Genomic DNA, 15384 nt, shown 5'->3' on the forward strand with positions numbered 1-15384 from the left:
TTCATTCACAATTTTTTTCCCGCCTGTGGGAATCAAAGGCAATGGCCCCGTGAAAGTCAAAAATAATAGCCCTGAACCGGCACGGTCCCGGGCAAAATTTTTCAGCAGACCGGATCATGGCACCGCCCACCATTTCCAGGACCCCGGGGTAACCGGGCCAGACCATCCCAAAGGCATGCCGGGCTGTGTTGGCGTTTAAAATCTGCCTGGCCAGGGTCTTGTTGCCGGTCTGTTCCCTGACCATACCGGCAAGCCAGTCCATGGTCAAATCGGATTTTTCTGCATGGGTATGGACAAACCCCTGGGCCATTTTCAGGGCTTTGCCGAAAAACACGGCCAGGGTGGCATGGGGGATCTTATTTTCAGCAAGGCTTTTCATGGACATGCCAAAAAAATCTCCGATCTGTATAAATGCCTCTGGGTTAAGTTCTGCAAAAAATATTTGGGAAAACCGCTCGGATCGCCTTCCTGTGGTCAGAACCACATGGTCGCATCCACAGGCCCGGGCCACGGCCATGGCCGATTGGATGGTGGCGGTGTAGGCCTCGTGGGACAAGGGGTTTACAAGTCCTGTGGTGCCCAGAATGGACAAGCCCCCTTCTATGCCCAGCCGGCGGTTCAGTGTTTTTTCGGCCAGCTTTTCTCCGTTTTCCACAAAAATTTGCGCGCTCACCCCGGCATTGCTGTGATACTGGTTGAGTACCTGCAAGGCGGATTCCCGGATCATCTTTCGGGGCCCGGGATTTATGGCAGGTTCTCCCGGCGGTATCTCAAGGCCGGGCTTGGTGACCACGCCCACGCCTTTGCCGCCAATGATCTGTACCGTACCGGGTTCATCGGTCAGGCCTACCACGGCACCGATCCTGGCCCGGTGGGTAATATCCGGATCATCCCCTGCATCCTTGACCACCACGGCCCGGACCCGACCATTGCTCCAGCATACCGCGTCAACGAAAATTTCAAGGATCTGGCCGTTGAGCAGATTGACGGTTACCGATCCTGGCACCTGCTTTGTGAACAGGTACACCAGGGCCGCTTTTACCGCAGCCGCTGCTGCCGTGCCCGTGGTAAATCCTGTACGTAAATTTTTCTTTTCTCTATCCGACAATCCAGTACACGAATCCCACAAAAATAATACTTGCCACCCGGAACCCCTGGCCCATAAGTAACATGGAAAGTCCCATGCCCGGTGAAAAAATGCCCATGTACCGGGGCAGCTGGTGCCGGATGGCCCGGATGGGAAATGCGATGATATTGCCTAAAAGCAGTGCAATCACTGTCTGTTTCACTGTGATGGTGCCTGCATCCATCAAGGCCCCTGCCGCGGCAAACCCTGCGGTGAACTCCGAGGCAAAGCTTAATACCACCACGCTTAAGGACTGGGCCGGGACAAAAGTCTGCACGGCAAACCGGGTCATAAAGGTTTCAATGGCATCAAAGGCCCCTGCCGCGGTGAGCACGAAAACCACGGTGTAGACCGGAATCACAAAGGCCACTACCCGGGTAAACCGGGCCGGCAGCTTTTTCTTTAAAGACTGCATCAAAGGCGTTTTCTTTTTTGAAATGCCCTGGGCTTCCCCGGCCTGAACATCGTCAACTACCTTAGTCCCTGAGATTTGGGCCCCCACAAAAAAGTGTCCGAACAGGACAAACAAAAACGTGCGGACACAGGTGGCCAAAAAAGTTAAAAGGAAATAGAGCAGACCTGCTGTACGCGTTAAAGGCACCACAATAAAAAAAGTCATGGGCAGGTGCAGAAAATAGGCCGGGAACTGATTGATGAAGTTGGTCAAAAAAAGCTGGGGCCGGGTGATCTGATTTTCCTTGTAAAAATCCAGGAGCATGGCATTGGCAGACACCCCTGAAAAAAAGGCAGCCGTAAATGCGGCAGAACACCGGGTTCCTAAGTTGGCGAACCTGAAGACCGGCGCAGCCAGGGCGCCCAGTGTGCGGGTCCAGCCCGTGTCATCAATGGCCTGGGCCACCACAAGACCGATGCAGACAAAGGCCAGCATCCGGGAAAGCGGCCAAAACAGGCGTCCGGGCAATTTTGCCGCGGTGACACCATCCACCCAGGCAAGGCCCGCGGCCAGTACGATTCCCGTGATCACAAGCCCGGCGATAAGCGCCAGGCCGTTATTTCGTTTTTTTTTGATTTTCGACACAATGCCCGCTTTTCTTGGATATGATCAGGGTCCAGTAATCGGGTTTTTTTTCCTGAAATACATTCATATTGCGGATAATCTGCTCGCCTTCAAGTCCGCATTTGACAATGCCCACACTTTTGTCGGCCATACCTGCCTCATCCAGGGCCTTTGCAATGTCTGCGGCATTTTTATACGCCTTGAGAAAAACCACATTGTCCGCATGGTCGCTGATTTGCCGGAACTTGTCCCCGCCCGTGACACCGGATACAAGGAGCATGGATTCCTCGCCCTCCACCAGAGGCGTGTTGATGCGGGCCGCAGCCGCCTGGTAGGAGGTGATGCCCGGAATGGAACGGATCTTAATGTGCGGGGCCAGTTTTTGGATATGTTTAAGCACATATCCGTAGGTGGAGTAGGTCATGCAGTCCCCAAGGGTGATAAAGGCGGCATTTTTGCCCTGCTCCAGCACCTTGATGACGGTTCTGGCATTATCCTGCCACGCCGCTTCCATGACCGACTTGTCCCGGGTCATGGGAAAAGGGAGCATTTGAATGGGCACAGACGCTTTTAAATGGGGTTTGGCGATCTTTGCCGCCAGGCTGTGGGAATTTTTTTTAGAGGATGCGGCAAACACCATGTCCACCTGGCTCAAAATGTTAACCGCTTTCAAGGTGATGAAATCCGGGTCTCCGGGGCCCACACCAATGCCGTACAAAATGCCCTGGGTCATTTGATAGTCCTTTCACCGGCAATGAGTGCCAATGCATTAATCACACTTGCCGCCACATTGGAGCCGCCTTTGCGGCCCACATTTGAGATATACGGTATGCTGGTTTCCATCAGGGCGGCCTTGGATTCCGCCGCATTGACAAACCCCACGGCAAGCCCCACAACAAGGGCCGGATGGGCCTGTTCCTTTTTTATCATGTCCAGCAGATGAATCAAGGCCGTGGGGGCATTACCCACCACATAAATGCCGTTTTCCATCATGGGTGCGGCCATTTCCACAGCCACACGGGCCCGGGTCACCCCTTTGCGCTCTGCCTGGGCCGCCACCCGGGGATCAGCCATGAGGCATTCGCACCTGCCGCCAAAGGCGGCTAACGGTTCTTTGCGGATACCGGCTTTGGCCATATTGGTGTCCGTGATCACGGTACACCCGTTCCGGATGGCTTTGATTCCGGCTGCCACGGCGCTGCCGGAGATCCTGACCATCTCCATGTATTCAAAGTCCGCTGTGGTATGGATCATGCGCCGCACAATTTTCCACTCATCCGGGGCAAAATTGTGGGGACCTGCCTCCGCGTCAATGATGGCAAAACTTTTTGCTTCAATTTCATGGGGCTTCATTTACGAAACGTTTCCTTTGGTTCTGATATTGAAAACACGCCTGCACAAAATGTTGGGGCAGGTCCGGGTTGCTTTTAAAATGCAGGTGCAGGTAGCTGCCAAGGGTTTGGTTCTTCTCAAATCCCGGCACGGCCCGGGTGCCGCCGGTCCGGTCACAGGCATTATACACACTTTTTTCTCCATGGTCATCCAGGCTGGAGTAATGGAACTCATGTCCCCGGGCCGTGACACCTGCCGGCCCGAGAATCGTGTCCCGGTTCAACGTAATTTCCCGGTATCCAAGGGCACGCAAGGTTTTGGACATGCGGCAGGTAAACCCGAAACATCCCACCATGTCATGGCATTGCCCGTTTAAGTCTTCCAGGGTGCGGCAAAGGGTCATGAACCCGCCGCACTCCGCATAAATGGGCATACCGTTTTGGCATGCCAGGGAAACGGCCTGCCTGAATCCGGTGTTTTCCGTAAGGGTCCGGGCATGCAGTTCCGGGTATCCGCCGCCAAGATACAGGCCGTCTATGTTGTCCGGCAGATCCGGGTCCGCAAGCGGCGAGAAATAAATAATCCGGGCACCGGCCTGTTCCAGTAGTTCAATATTTTCAGGATAATAGAAACAGAATGCCGCATCCCGGGCCAGGGCGATGCGTACAACCGCAGGTTTCTTTTCCGGGGGCGTTGGCGTATCTATAGGGATACAGGGCAGTGAATCCAGCAGGGCATCAAGATCCATCCGGCTTTCCACCAGATCGGCCAGGGCATCCCGCATCTGGTCGCCAGGGCCATGGTCGTCGCTGGTGACAAGGCCCAAATGCCGGGAAGGAATTTCAATGTCCGGATTCCGGCCCACCCCGCCAAGACAGGGCATCTTCACATTGCCTGTCAGGGCCTGGGTCAGATAGTCCAGGTGGACGGGACTGCCCACCTTGTTGAACAGAACGCCTGCAAATTTAAGGTCCGGGTCAAAATTTTCAAACCCCTGGACCAGGGCCCCGGCGCTCCGGGCCATGCTCCGGGCATCTACCACCAGCAGCACGGGCAGATCCAGCCATTTGGCCAGCTGGGCCGTGGAACCGGCCTCGGTTCTGCCGTCATACCCGTCAAACAGGCCCATTACCCCTTCCACCACGGCAATGTCAGCCTGTCCGGTGTTTTGCTTGAAAATTTCCAGGTTGGTCTGTTTTTTCAGCATCCACCCGTCCAGGTTCCGGCCGGCAACACCTGTGATGGCGGTGTGGTGCCCCGGATCAATGAAATCAGGGCCTGCCTTAAAGGGTGCCACGCGCAGTCCCCGGCGCTTGAATGCAGCCATCAGGGATAGGGTGATGGTGGTCTTGCCGCACCCGGAGTGAACGCCGGCAACCACGATCCCCTTCATTGGACACTGCCTGTTTCAAGTATCCCGGGATAAAGCATGTCTGCAATGGTGTGAATGCCTTTGAGCAGATCCATGGTGGGCCGGGATACGATTTTTTCATCCACAATGAAAATCTGATTTTCCTTTACCGCCCGGATCACGTCAAAGCCGGGCTCATTCTTGATCATCTCTGGTGTGGGCTGGTTCATGGCGCCTTTCTGGGCAAGGTATACATCAATCTCATGGGCATGGGATAAAATCCGCTCCTTGCCGTAAAAAGCGATATTAGTGCCTCGCACGGCGGGCGCGTCCTGGGCAAGGTTTACACCGCCTGCTGTTTCCAGGGCAAAAATAGCCATGGAACCGGGTGTAAAGGTTTTCATCCGGGAGTGTATGGCCTCAAAATAGACCTGTTTTTTATCCGGAATCGCCCGGGTCGCAGCCGCAATCTTTGCAATTTCATCCTTGAATGAGAAGACCATCTGCTGTGCCTGATCAACTTTTCCGGTGAGCGTGCCCAGGGCCAGCCAGTAGTCAAACATTTCGTCCATACTGCCGGGCTGAAGGGAAACAACAATAATGCCTGCTTTTTCCATGCCCTTTACCAGGGCGGCATAGGCCTGGTCGATCATGGGCCGGATCAAAACCAGGTCCGGCCGGGCAGCCATAAATTTTTCAAGCCCGTCATGGTAGGAATATTCCGGTTTTTCCGCCCACTCGTCCATGGGACACACCCCGATGATTTCTTTATCAAGCCCCAGGGTTTTCAGATTATGGGTATGGGCCCCGTACAGGCTGATAATCCGGGTAAAGGGCGCATCAATCCGGATGCTGCGTCCCCCGGCATCCGTGACAATATTGCCGGCATGGCTTTGCACCGGCACGGCCCAAAACAGTAGCGCCAGGAAAATAACTGCTGATATGTACGTTAGCGTTTTCATTATAAAAAGACCACCTGTCTGCATTTGATCGTTTCATCGTAATACACTTTGGATGACACTTGAAAGACCTTATAAATTACCGATTCAGTTAACACCTCATCCACGGGTCCATGGGCAGCGATCTGTCCATTCTTTATAAACAGCAGGGACCGGCAGAACCGGGCAGCCAGATTAAGATCCTGCATCACACTGATCACGGTCAGACCGTTGTTTTTCACCCTGTCCGCAACCAGGGTCATGAGCCCCAGGGTATGGCGGATGTCCAGGTTGGCGAAGGCCTCGTCCAGGATCAGACAGGCCGGGTCCTGGGCCAGGGCCCGGGCAAATACCACGCGCTGGCGTTCCCCGCCGGACAGTTCCGTGACCTGGCGTTGGGAAAAATCGCTGATCCCCGTGGCAGCCATGGCCTGGTCCACCAGTTCCCGGTCCTTTGCTCCAGGCCCACTGAACCGGCCCAGATGGGGATACCGGCCCATCATCACCACCTGGTCCACGGTAAAGGGAAAGTTCACCGAAAAATCCTGGGGCACCAGGGCACATTTTTTTGCAAGTTCACCGGCGTTGAAATCATCCAGGTGCCTGCCGCCCAGCAGGATATTGCCGGTTTGCGGTTTCAGGTGTCCTGTGATCAGGTCAAGCAGGGTGGTTTTTCCACTGCCGTTGGGTCCAAGGACCCCATGGAATCTCCCGGTCCCTATTTCCAGGCTGATGCCTGAAAAAATGGCGCGGTTCTCATAGGAAAAACAGATATCTTTTAATATGTATCCCATGGGCCTTACAACTTTTGTTTTCCGGAGAACTGCCGTTTAAACACATAACAGAAAAACGGCCCCCCGATCAATGCGGTGAGCACCCCGATGGGCAATTCCGAAGGCAGTACGGCCCGGGTAAAGGTATCCGCACACAGCAGCAGCACGGCACCTGCCAGAAGGGAAACCGGCATCAGCCACTGGTTGTCCGCACCCACAACCGGGCGCATCATATGGGGCACTAAAAGTCCCACAAACCCGATGATGCCGGACACGGATACGCACACTGCCGCCATGAGAGACGCGGCTGTCAAAAGAATCAGACGGGTTTTTTTCACATCCACGCCAAGGGAAGCGGCAGCCCGGTCGCCCAGGGCCATAAGATTCAAATCCCGGCCAAAATACAGGCACACCACAGCGCCTATACTCACAAAGGCAAGGGAAAGCCCCGCATCCGTCCAGGTCTTGGCGGCAAAACTGCCCATGAGCCAGAAAATGATCACAGATACCCGTTCATCAGCCGCATATTTTAAGAAACTGATTCCGGCTGAAAGGATAGCGGCAACGATAATACCCGAAAGAATCAGGTTGCCGGATGAATACCCGCCGGCAGTGCCGCCGGACAGGTACAGCACCACAGCCAAAGTCATAACAGCACCGGCAAAGGCGCACAGCCCCACACTTAAACCCGGAAAGCAGCTCATGTTGAAAAAAAAGGCCACACAGGCCCCAAAGGCCGCACCTGCTGAAATGCCAAGGGTATAGGGATCAGCCAGGGGATTTTTCAAAATCCCCTGGAACACCACCCCGGAAACAGAAAGCCCGGCCCCCACAATGGCGGCTGTAAAAATTCTGGGAAGACGCACATCCCAGATAATGGCCGACGCCAGCGCATCGGCCGGGCCCTGGCCCCAGAGTTTTTCCCAGATCACGGCCAGCACCTGTACAAAGGGCAGGCAAACCACGCCCATGGCCGCAGACAAAATAATGACCCCGCCCAGCAGCAGGCCAAGAACCATCGCCACCCGGGCGGGGGCGCTTTTTATGCCTGTTGCAGCCGGCATGGTTAACAAACTTCCTTTCAATTATTATTTAAAATGCGCCATTGCCTTTGCCAGCTGACTTACCCAGATGTCGGCAAATTCATCATATTCAGCCGTACCTTTAAGCACGGTCTGGCAGGAGAATCCAGCCTTGGTGAGCTGGGATTTCCAGGAATCGTCTTCATCGCCTGCCATATCATTTTTGGCATGGTCCCCGGCAACTGACATAAAGGGCATTACCCATACTTTTTTAGCTTTTTTTGCCTTAAGCCAGGCAATGACATCCCCAAGTTCAGGATACCCTTCCACAGTGCCCATGATGATGTTGGGGTCTTTTTGCTGAATCTGCCAGTTCATTCCGGAGTAGTAAATATTCCCCGGATGATGGGTGCCATGCCCCATGAGCACAACAGGTTCATTTGCCTTACGCGCCTTGGGCAGCGTGGCGATGACGGCGTCAACCGCTTTGGCCACCGTGTCCTGGGCACCCAGCATGGGAAAGCCTAAAATGAGCCTGTCAAAACCACCGGGCATGGCCTTGAAGCCATTCACGGTCATGGTCAGCTCATGGTACTCTTCCCCCGGGATGGTGTGCAGGGACTGCACTGCCACATGGGTGTATCCTTCATCCATCATTTTGGCCAGGGCCTGGGCCGGGGAAAGAATAATCTCACCCTGGCTGGCCAGTTTATGCCGGATGATATGGGAGGTATAGGCCCAGACCACATCAACCCCGGGAAACGCCTTTTTGACTTTGGCCTCAATGTTTTGAAAAGAGACCTTTGCTGAGGCCTCGCTGGTGCCAAATGCCACCAGCAGAATGCCTTTTTTCACCTGGCGTGCTTCTTTGTGGGCATATGCATTTGCTGCACACAAAACCATGGCCAAAACAACTGCTGCGGAAATCAATTTTTTCATACAATGTTCTCCTGATTACCCTGGATGTTAATAATAACGCGCTGTAAGCCATCCGGAACCTGCACCGCGCACTAAAACAAGACCGGCAGGAACATGTCTGGCTAAACATGCCTGCCGCCATCCTCCCCGGGGAGGCGATCCCGCATACAGGAGACCCAAAAAAAACAAAACAGCCCTCCAAGCCTTTTATGGCTTGAAGGGCTGCACCCAGTTTTCTTGGCCCTTGTCATTGTTTATGTCTGCATCAGCGATTCCCTTCGCACAATGCACATAATCAGTTCAGGCAGGTCTTCTGGCTCCCGGATCACCCAACTATCTGCGCCTTCCCATACGCCTTAAAACTAAAACGAACAGTGGCTATGTGCAGATTTTGTCCCCGGTTACAGCGGCGGGACCGCTCCCGATTTTAACGGGATTCCCTGTTAGGCCCAAACGGGCGCCTCAACACAAGGCCCATGATCGCGCAATAAGATGCCCATGTCAAGAGGGGCTTTGGGGAGGGGCAGGGCAATCGCATGAAAGATTCGATGCATATCTTGCTATAATGTGCCACGGTAAATTATCGCCTTTCGGGCGGGGTGTTCAGTTTTAGTAAATGGAAATTGCTATACGATCAACTCAAAAATTGAAACAGCTGGTTCTGAGAAATACCCCTCACTCTACCAACAGGTTCTGGCCGGGATAAATTTTACTTCCCTTGCTTAAATGATTTAAGGCGAGCAAACGGTCTATGCTCATATTGTGTTTCTTTGCAATGAGTGCAGGGCTGTCTCCGGATTTTACTTTATACTTTGAAGCCGTTCTGCTGTTTGTGTTGCCTTTATCCCCGGGGATAATCGTCAGCCCCTGGCCAACACTTAACTTTGTTCCGGATAATTTGTTCAGCGATTTAATCTGCTTGGTGGTTGTAGAAAACTTTTTGGAAATCAGCCATAGGTTGTCACCACGGCATACTGTATACGTGATTTTCTTTCCATAGGCTGAATTTGATTTTTTGCAGCCCGTTTTTGCTGCATTTGAACTGGCCTGATAATTTGAGCCTGGAATTTTCAATACGTTTCCGGTGATAATAGGACTCTTCTTTGAAATTTTGTTGCAACGGGTAATGCTACCCACGGACGTTTTGAATTTGGTGGCAATGCCGGATAATGTGTCTCCCTTCCGTACCCGGTAGTATGTGTATTGGGGGCTTTGCCGGTAAGTGGTTTTTATGGTATCAATTTGGGCCATAAACCTGTCTGCGTGGTTCACCGGGATTTTAATTGTATAAGGGTCAGGCGGCAGTACCTGGTGGCGCAATTCTGGATTAAGGGCGGCAAGTGTGCCTGGGTCTGCATTTATCGCACGTGCGATCTCGCTTAAACGGACCTGTTTTGTTATGTCAAAAGATTTGTATTCAATTGGTTTTAACGGATCAGTTATGGCAAAATTGTATTTTTCAAGATTTTTAATAATGTGAACAGTGGCCAGAAATCTGGGCACATACCTTGCCGTTTCCCGGGGCAGGCTCTGGTACAGGTCCCAGAAATTATCCAGATAGTTGATTTTCTGTTTACGGATGGTCTTGAGTACGCGATATTCACCACAATTGTAGGCGGCAAGGGCCGTGGTCCAGTCTCCGAACAGATTATGTAGTTCCTTAAGATAATCAATGGCTGCCTGGGTGGACTTTTCAGGATCCATGCGTTCATCAATATAGTGGTTGCGGCTTAATCCGAACTTATTTCCGGTTGACGGGATGAACTGCCACAGACCAAGCGCCCTTGCGGAAGATAGTGCCCTGATCTGAAAACCGCTCTCGATCAGGGGCAGCCACGAGATCTCTTCGGGCAGTCCGGATTTTTTGAGCGCCTGAACAATATACGGGCGGTAACGGCAGGAACGGTTAAGCGCGCGGGTGAAGAAGCCCCGTTCAGGTCCGGTTAAACGTTTTATCTCAGCATTCACATGGTCGTTTAAGGTGACGGGGATGGCTTCATGGTGGCCGGTTACAACAATCTGACGGGACGCATAAATTTCAAGAATACGTTTGGAGATAAGATAACGGATGTCCTCTTTTTGCTGGGCAACCTCTGAAGTGTCAGTGGTATCAATGTCAAGCATGAGGGCATAGGCCGAATCAAGGCTTGACAATGCGTCTTCAAGGTTGCCTTCTTCCCAGTAATTTTGTGCCACGCTGCAAAGTTCAAGGGCCTGGTCTATCCTGCCTTGATCAGTATCAGAGGACTGGTTTTCATCGTTTGTGCAATGTGCGGCGATACTCCGGTTCTGGGCATTTTCCGTCTTGAACGTTTTGTCTGTTAAGGGTTTGTTGGCTGACAGGTGGGACTGCTGGCAACCGGTAATCAGGAATAAGGCAAAAATAAATGCAGCCAGTTTGTGAGTGTTCACGTCGTCTCCTTACCGATAGCTGTTGTTGAATTCAGTTTCTCTAATAAAGATTGTGTGGAATGTCAATGAAAAACCTTGGACCTGCTGTTTTTACGATGTTTCAATAACTCGTATGGTCACAGTAAAAATCAGCGGTATGTCCAGGGTTTGGTTAACGCAGATTTCATGCCGAAAAAAAATATTATGATTTTTTGATAAAAAAAGGGTTGCCATAACAAAAATGTTCTGATACATTCACCCGGTCTTTTGCTATGGAAGATGTATAGCTTAAGATAAGCCGATATAGCTCAGTTGGTAGAGCATCTCACTTGTAATGAGAATGTCCTCCGTTCGATTCGGGGTATCGGCTCCAAAATAGCTTAGGTGGGGTTCCCGAGTGGTCAAAGGGATCAGACTGTAAATCTGACGGCTCAGCCTTCGGAGGTTCAAATCCTCCCCCCACCACCAAAACAAATGTAGGAGATCTGCACTGTAGATTGTTAGGACTACATGGTCGGTTTGGTTGATTGACTTGATTTAGTCTTATCATAAGCGGGAGTAGCTCAGTTGGTAGAGCTTCAGCCTTCCAAGCTGAATGTCGCGAGTTCGAACCTCGTCTCCCGCTCCATTCGCAGTCTTCTCTATGCGCTGGTTTGGAATGTATGTTGTATAAGCCCATGTAGCTCAGCCGGTAGAGCGCTTCCTTGGTAAGGAAGAGGTTCACCAGTTCGATTCTGGTCATGGGCTCCAAATCATGCTAAAAGATATAATCACGCGTTGAACAAAGTGTCACTTGCCTGTGGTATGGTTTGCCCAGGGTCAAGTGATGTAGGCAATATTAAAAATAAACGTCTAAGGGGTTGAAAGTGGATAGAGTGCTTATTGCTCTTGCCTGTACTGAATGCAAGAGACGGAATTATACAACGACCAAAAACAAACGCAAGACTCCGGACAAGATAGAATTAAAAAAATATTGCAAATTCTGTAATAAACATCTCGTCCACAAAGAGTCAAAAATAAAATAGTTTACCATGCAGGTCAGTAGCTCCAATTGGCAGAGCACCGGACTCCAAATCCGGCTGTTGTGGGTTCGACTCCCTCCTGACCTGCCACTTTTTATCACCTTCTGATCGATATTTGATGTTGGCAGGAGATAATTCATTCATCGGTGGGATATGTCGAGATTACAGAAAAAAAGGCCTCAAAGTGAAAAACGAAAACGGGTTGTCGAAACGGATGGTGAGACGCACGTTGCTGTAAAATCGACTGTGGCGGGGAAGCCGGTGCAGGCACCCTCTGCGGCTATGTCTGAAAAATCGGTGGGGCAGCCTGGGGCGGGTAATTTAATTGCAAAAACAGCAGAGTTTCTCCGGGAAGTAAAGGTTGAGCTGAAAAAAGTTGTCTGGCCAACCCGGAAACAGACGACCGGAACAACAGTTGTGGTCGTCATTTTTGTGTTCATTGTTGCTGTTTTTCTGGGAATTTTTGATTACAGCCTGTCCGCGCTCGTCCAAGCTGTCCTTACATAGACTACAGGGAAATAAGATGTCTTTAAAATGGTATGTCGTCCATGTTTATTCCGGTCATGAGCAAAAGGTGAAGCTTGCCCTGGAGGAAAGAATCCAGGGATTGAAACATCCGGAAAAATTCGGGGACATTCTGATTCCCTCAGAAAATGTTGTTGAGCTGGTGGATGGGAAAAAAAAGCAGTCTTCCAGAAAGTTTTACCCTGGATATATTCTTGTGCGTATGCATCTGGATAATGAGACGTGGCATATTGTAAGTTCCACTGCTAAGGTTACCGGTTTTCTTGGCGGGAAGAACAAACCTGCCCCCATAACCGACAGGGAAGCCCAGAGCATTATCGAAAAGATGAAGCAGGGTAAGGAAAAACCACAGCCCAAATATCTTTTTGAGCCGGGTGATGATGTGCGGGTTGTTGACGGGCCTTTTTCCAATTTCAACGGTACCATTGAAGATGTGTCTCCGGATAAAGAAAAGGTCAAGGTGCTGGTCAGTATTTTTGGGCGCGCCACGCCGGTCGAATTGAATTTTATACAGGTAGCCAAGATTTAGTCGGGTTATAAATAAAGAGTTTCAGGAGTATTAAAATGGCAAAAAAAGTAATGACACAGATTAAGCTTCAGGTTGAAGCCGGCAAGGCAAATCCGTCCCCCCCCATTGGTCCGGCTTTGGGGCAGCACGGTGTCAACATCATGGATTTCTGTAAGGCGTTTAACGCTAAAACGGCCAATGATGCGGGGCAGATTATTCCGGTCGTTATCACTGTGTATCAGGACAGGTCTTTCAGTTTTATAACCAAAACCCCGCCTGCGTCAAGATTGCTTCTGGCCGCAGCCAAGCTTTCCAAAGGGTCTGGGGAGCCGAATCGTGATAAGGTCGGTAAGGTGACAAAAGCTCAGGTTGTTGCAATTGCAGAAACTAAAAAGCCTGATTTGAACGCCTCGGATATTGATGCTGCCGTTAGAATTATTGAAGGCACAGCCAAAAGTATGGGAATAGAAGTCGTTTAACTTTTAAGTATAAGAGTGATTAAAATGCCTAAGCGGAGTAAAAAACATAACGAAGCACTGAGCAAATCGGACAGAACGGTTCAGTACGGGCCTAAAGATGCCCTGGAAATTGCTGTATCTTCCAGCTATGCAAAATTTGACGAGACGGTTGATGTTGCTGTAAGGTTGGGGGTTGACCCCCGGCATGCAGACCAGATGGTTCGAGGAACCGTTGTTCTGCCCAATGGGCTGGGTAAAGAGGTGAAAGTTCTGGTGTTTGCCAAGGGTGAAAAAGAACAGGAAGCTCTTGATGCAGGCGCAGACTTTATTGCCACAGACGAGATCGTTGAGAAGATCAAAGATGGCTGGTTCGGATTTGATAAGGCGATTGCGACCCCCGATATGATGGGCACTGTGGGTAAGCTCGGTCGTGTTCTTGGCCCCAGGGGCTTGATGCCCAATGCAAAAACCGGCACCGTAACATTTGAACTTGCCAAGGCCATCAACGAAGTAAAAGCCGGTAAAATTGATTTCAGGGTTGAAAAAGCAGGTATTGTTCATGTACCTGTTGGTAAAATATCCTTTGGTGCTGAAAAGCTGCTGGAAAATGTAACCGTTTTTCTTGATAAAGTTGTCTCGCTTAAACCTGCAGCAAGCAAAGGAACCTATCTCAAATCCATCAGCATATCTTCAACAATGGGCCCGGGTATTAAAGTGGATCCTCTGTTGATTAATTAAGTCGATTAACTAAGCTGCTTAAATAAATCGATTAAATAATCAAGTGTATTTTTGTCCTGTCAAACGAAATACACGTTAAACCTGTCCTAGACAGTAGGTGCATATTAGATGCATAATCGGATTTGCCGGCCTGCCGAGACGGAAAATAAATTTTGTTTTGGTTTCGTTGGCACCTTCGACACTAAATTAATTTAAGGAAGGAGGTGTAAAAAGATGCTCAATATTTCCCAGAAAAAAAAACTGGTCGAAAATCTCGCAAAGGAACTCGCCGATGCAGAGATTTCTTTCCTGGTCGACTACAAGGGACTGACTGTCTCCCAGGTGACCGAACTTCGCGCAAAACTTCGGGAAGCCGGGGCTCAAATGGCGGTTGTAAAAAACACCCTGATGAGACTGGCGGTGAAAGAGACCGGCTCCGAGGTATTAACTGACCTTTTTAAAGGACCCAATGCGATCATCATTTCCAAGAATGATCCTGTGGCACCTGCCAAGGTCATATCAGATTTTCTGAAAACCAATGAGAAAATACAGCTTAAAGGTGCGGCCCTTGGTGGAAAGCTTTTAAGCGAAGAAGATGTCATGCAGCTTGCCAAGATGCCTTCCAAAGAAGAGTTGCTGGCCAAGCTGGTATACACACTCAATGCGGTGCCCACGAATTTTGTCAACGTGCTGGCCGGTGTTCCCAGATCTTTTCTCAATGTGCTTAATGCTGTTAAAGATCAAAAAGATGCAGCGTAATTTAAATTAAACCAAAACGTTAAAATTTAGACTAAGAGTTACGATTCAGATATTCGTATACTTTTCAGGAGATTAAAATGGCTGATATTACAAAAGATGATGTAATTGAATTTATTTCAAACATGAGCGTTCTGGAACTTTCAGAACTGATTAAAGAATTTGAAGACAAATTTGGTGTATCCGCGGCCGCACCGGTGGCCTTTGCTGCCGGGGCCATGCCTGCCGCAGGTGATACCGCTGCTGCAGAGGAAGAGAAAACAGAATTTGACGTTATTCTTGAAGCTGCAGGCGACAAGAAGATTAATGTAATCAAGGAAGTTCGCGCCATCACCGGTCTTGGTCTGAAAGAAGCCAAGGCACTGGTTGAAGAAGCGCCCAAAGCTGTAAAAGAAGGCATAGCCAAGGAAGAGGCAGACAAAATTAAGGAACAGCTTGAGGGTGCCGGTGCTCAAGTGTCTGTAAAGTAGTTTTGCATAGCTGATAAGCACAAATAGTTTGTGCATAAACTATACGCGGGGGCAAGGCC

17 protein-coding genes, 5 tRNA genes and 1 riboswitch are annotated in these 15384 nt (G+C 50.5%); of the genes, 12 read left to right on the forward strand and 10 right to left on the reverse strand.

Going from position 1 to position 15384, the window contains the following annotated elements:
• Nucleotide 1: 1 nt before the first annotated feature.
• The 10 genes from cbiD to Q366_RS01405 all read right to left on the reverse strand — a co-directional run bounded on the left by cbiD (nucleotide 2) and on the right by Q366_RS01405 (nucleotide 10890).
• Nucleotides 2-1108: a cobalt-precorrin-5B (C(1))-methyltransferase CbiD gene (gene cbiD, locus Q366_RS01360; protein WP_035235607.1), complete on the reverse strand. Its 1107-nt coding sequence runs from the start codon at nucleotides 1106-1108 to the stop codon at nucleotides 2-4.
• On the reverse strand, nucleotides 1098-2165 hold the full coding sequence (locus tag Q366_RS01365) for a nucleoside recognition protein (protein ID WP_035235608.1): 1068 nt from the start codon (nucleotides 2163-2165) through the stop codon (nucleotides 1098-1100). Before Q366_RS01365 ends, cbiD begins: the two co-directional genes overlap by 11 nt.
• Nucleotides 2137-2877, reverse strand: coding sequence for a precorrin-2 C(20)-methyltransferase (cobI, locus tag Q366_RS01370; protein WP_035235609.1), 741 nt, complete (start codon nucleotides 2875-2877; stop codon nucleotides 2137-2139). The genes Q366_RS01365 and cobI overlap by 29 nt, the downstream gene beginning before the upstream one ends.
• Nucleotides 2874-3497 (reverse strand): precorrin-8X methylmutase, encoded by a 624-nt coding sequence (locus Q366_RS01375; protein WP_035235610.1) that lies wholly within the window; start codon nucleotides 3495-3497, stop codon nucleotides 2874-2876. Before Q366_RS01375 ends, cobI begins: the two co-directional genes overlap by 4 nt.
• The gene (locus Q366_RS01380) at nucleotides 3484-4869 is read right to left on the reverse strand and encodes a cobyrinic acid a,c-diamide synthase CobB (RefSeq protein ID WP_035235611.1); all 1386 of its coding nucleotides are present in this window, start codon (nucleotides 4867-4869) and stop codon (nucleotides 3484-3486) included. Before Q366_RS01380 ends, Q366_RS01375 begins: the two co-directional genes overlap by 14 nt.
• The gene (locus Q366_RS01385) at nucleotides 4866-5789 is read right to left on the reverse strand and encodes an ABC transporter substrate-binding protein (protein WP_035235612.1); all 924 of its coding nucleotides are present in this window, start codon (nucleotides 5787-5789) and stop codon (nucleotides 4866-4868) included. Before Q366_RS01385 ends, Q366_RS01380 begins: the two co-directional genes overlap by 4 nt.
• Nucleotides 5789-6559: an ABC transporter ATP-binding protein gene (locus Q366_RS01390; protein WP_035235613.1), complete on the reverse strand. Its 771-nt coding sequence runs from the start codon at nucleotides 6557-6559 to the stop codon at nucleotides 5789-5791. Before Q366_RS01390 ends, Q366_RS01385 begins: the two co-directional genes overlap by 1 nt.
• A gap of 5 nt (nucleotides 6560-6564) precedes the next feature.
• Nucleotides 6565-7602 carry a FecCD family ABC transporter permease gene (locus Q366_RS01395; protein WP_035235614.1) on the reverse strand — a complete coding sequence of 346 codons (1038 nt, stop codon included), beginning with the start codon at nucleotides 7600-7602 and terminating at the stop codon, nucleotides 6565-6567.
• A 24-nt stretch (nucleotides 7603-7626) separates the two neighbouring features.
• Nucleotides 7627-8499, reverse strand: a complete 873-nt coding sequence (locus tag Q366_RS01400; protein ID WP_035235615.1) for a sirohydrochlorin cobaltochelatase — start codon at nucleotides 8497-8499, stop codon at nucleotides 7627-7629.
• A gap of 265 nt (nucleotides 8500-8764) precedes the next feature.
• A riboswitch (cobalamin riboswitch) is annotated at nucleotides 8765-8958 on the reverse strand.
• A 195-nt stretch (nucleotides 8959-9153) separates the two neighbouring features.
• Nucleotides 9154-10890, reverse strand: coding sequence for a LysM peptidoglycan-binding domain-containing protein (locus Q366_RS01405; protein ID WP_035235616.1), 1737 nt, complete (start codon nucleotides 10888-10890; stop codon nucleotides 9154-9156).
• A 276-nt stretch (nucleotides 10891-11166) separates the two neighbouring features.
• On the opposite strand from Q366_RS01405, the gene Q366_RS01410 reads away from it, so the two are divergent.
• The 12 genes from Q366_RS01410 to rplL all read left to right on the forward strand — a co-directional run bounded on the left by Q366_RS01410 (nucleotide 11167) and on the right by rplL (nucleotide 15325).
• Nucleotides 11167-11242 (forward strand) — tRNA-Thr (locus Q366_RS01410).
• Nucleotides 11243-11252: 10 nt separating this feature from the next.
• Nucleotides 11253-11337, forward strand: a tRNA-Tyr gene (locus Q366_RS01415).
• Nucleotides 11338-11421: 84 nt separating this feature from the next.
• Nucleotides 11422-11497: transfer RNA gene (locus tag Q366_RS01420), tRNA-Gly, on the forward strand.
• Nucleotides 11498-11542: 45 nt separating this feature from the next.
• A tRNA-Thr gene (locus Q366_RS01425) sits at nucleotides 11543-11619 on the forward strand.
• 125 nt (nucleotides 11620-11744) lie between these two features.
• Nucleotides 11745-11894 carry a 50S ribosomal protein L33 gene (gene rpmG / locus Q366_RS20660; protein WP_425388285.1) on the forward strand — a complete coding sequence of 50 codons (150 nt, stop codon included), beginning with the start codon at nucleotides 11745-11747 and terminating at the stop codon, nucleotides 11892-11894.
• 10 nt (nucleotides 11895-11904) lie between these two features.
• Nucleotides 11905-11981 (forward strand) — tRNA-Trp (locus Q366_RS01430).
• Nucleotides 11982-12044: 63 nt separating this feature from the next.
• Nucleotides 12045-12398: a preprotein translocase subunit SecE gene (secE, locus tag Q366_RS20665; protein ID WP_084691655.1), complete on the forward strand. Its 354-nt coding sequence runs from the start codon at nucleotides 12045-12047 to the stop codon at nucleotides 12396-12398.
• A gap of 16 nt (nucleotides 12399-12414) precedes the next feature.
• On the forward strand, nucleotides 12415-12945 hold the full coding sequence (gene nusG / locus Q366_RS01440; protein WP_035235617.1) for a transcription termination/antitermination protein NusG: 531 nt from the start codon (nucleotides 12415-12417) through the stop codon (nucleotides 12943-12945).
• Between the two features lie 35 nt (nucleotides 12946-12980).
• Entirely contained in the window at nucleotides 12981-13403 is a 423-nt protein-coding gene (gene rplK / locus Q366_RS01445) for a 50S ribosomal protein L11 (protein WP_035235618.1), read from the forward strand.
• A 24-nt stretch (nucleotides 13404-13427) separates the two neighbouring features.
• Nucleotides 13428-14120 carry a 50S ribosomal protein L1 gene (gene rplA, locus Q366_RS01450; RefSeq protein WP_035235619.1) on the forward strand — a complete coding sequence of 231 codons (693 nt, stop codon included), beginning with the start codon at nucleotides 13428-13430 and terminating at the stop codon, nucleotides 14118-14120.
• A 213-nt stretch (nucleotides 14121-14333) separates the two neighbouring features.
• Nucleotides 14334-14858 (forward strand): 50S ribosomal protein L10, encoded by a 525-nt coding sequence (gene rplJ / locus Q366_RS01455; RefSeq protein WP_035235620.1) that lies wholly within the window; start codon nucleotides 14334-14336, stop codon nucleotides 14856-14858.
• 77 nt (nucleotides 14859-14935) lie between these two features.
• On the forward strand, nucleotides 14936-15325 hold the full coding sequence (rplL, locus tag Q366_RS01460) for a 50S ribosomal protein L7/L12 (protein WP_035235621.1): 390 nt from the start codon (nucleotides 14936-14938) through the stop codon (nucleotides 15323-15325).
• Nucleotides 15326-15384 lie beyond the last annotated feature (59 nt).

Source organism: Desulfobacter vibrioformis DSM 8776, from assembly GCF_000745975.1.
Taxonomy (GTDB): domain Bacteria; phylum Desulfobacterota; class Desulfobacteria; order Desulfobacterales; family Desulfobacteraceae; genus Desulfobacter; species Desulfobacter vibrioformis.

Bases quoted from the DNA above. Each gene is read 5' to 3' on its own strand.
- rplA (WP_035235619.1), top strand. From the start codon at position 13,428: ATGCCTAAGCGGAGTAAAAAACATAACGAAGCACTGAGCAAATCGGAC.
- cobI (WP_035235609.1), bottom strand. From the start codon at position 2,877: ATGACCCAGGGCATTTTGTACGGCATTGGTGTGGGCCCCGGAGACCCG.
- Q366_RS01375 (WP_035235610.1), bottom strand. From the start codon at position 3,497: ATGAAGCCCCATGAAATTGAAGCAAAAAGTTTTGCCATCATTGACGCG.
- Q366_RS01390 (WP_035235613.1), bottom strand. From the start codon at position 6,559: ATGGGATACATATTAAAAGATATCTGTTTTTCCTATGAGAACCGCGCC.
- rplL (WP_035235621.1), top strand. From the start codon at position 14,936: ATGGCTGATATTACAAAAGATGATGTAATTGAATTTATTTCAAACATG.
- rplK (WP_035235618.1), top strand. From the start codon at position 12,981: ATGGCAAAAAAAGTAATGACACAGATTAAGCTTCAGGTTGAAGCCGGC.
- rplJ (WP_035235620.1), top strand. From the start codon at position 14,334: ATGCTCAATATTTCCCAGAAAAAAAAACTGGTCGAAAATCTCGCAAAG.
- Q366_RS01395 (WP_035235614.1), bottom strand. From the start codon at position 7,602: ATGCCGGCTGCAACAGGCATAAAAAGCGCCCCCGCCCGGGTGGCGATG.
- secE (WP_084691655.1), top strand. From the start codon at position 12,045: ATGTCGAGATTACAGAAAAAAAGGCCTCAAAGTGAAAAACGAAAACGG.
- nusG (WP_035235617.1), top strand. From the start codon at position 12,415: ATGTCTTTAAAATGGTATGTCGTCCATGTTTATTCCGGTCATGAGCAA.
- Q366_RS01380 (WP_035235611.1), bottom strand. From the start codon at position 4,869: ATGAAGGGGATCGTGGTTGCCGGCGTTCACTCCGGGTGCGGCAAGACC.
- Q366_RS01400 (WP_035235615.1), bottom strand. From the start codon at position 8,499: ATGAAAAAATTGATTTCCGCAGCAGTTGTTTTGGCCATGGTTTTGTGT.
- Q366_RS01385 (WP_035235612.1), bottom strand. From the start codon at position 5,789: ATGAAAACGCTAACGTACATATCAGCAGTTATTTTCCTGGCGCTACTG.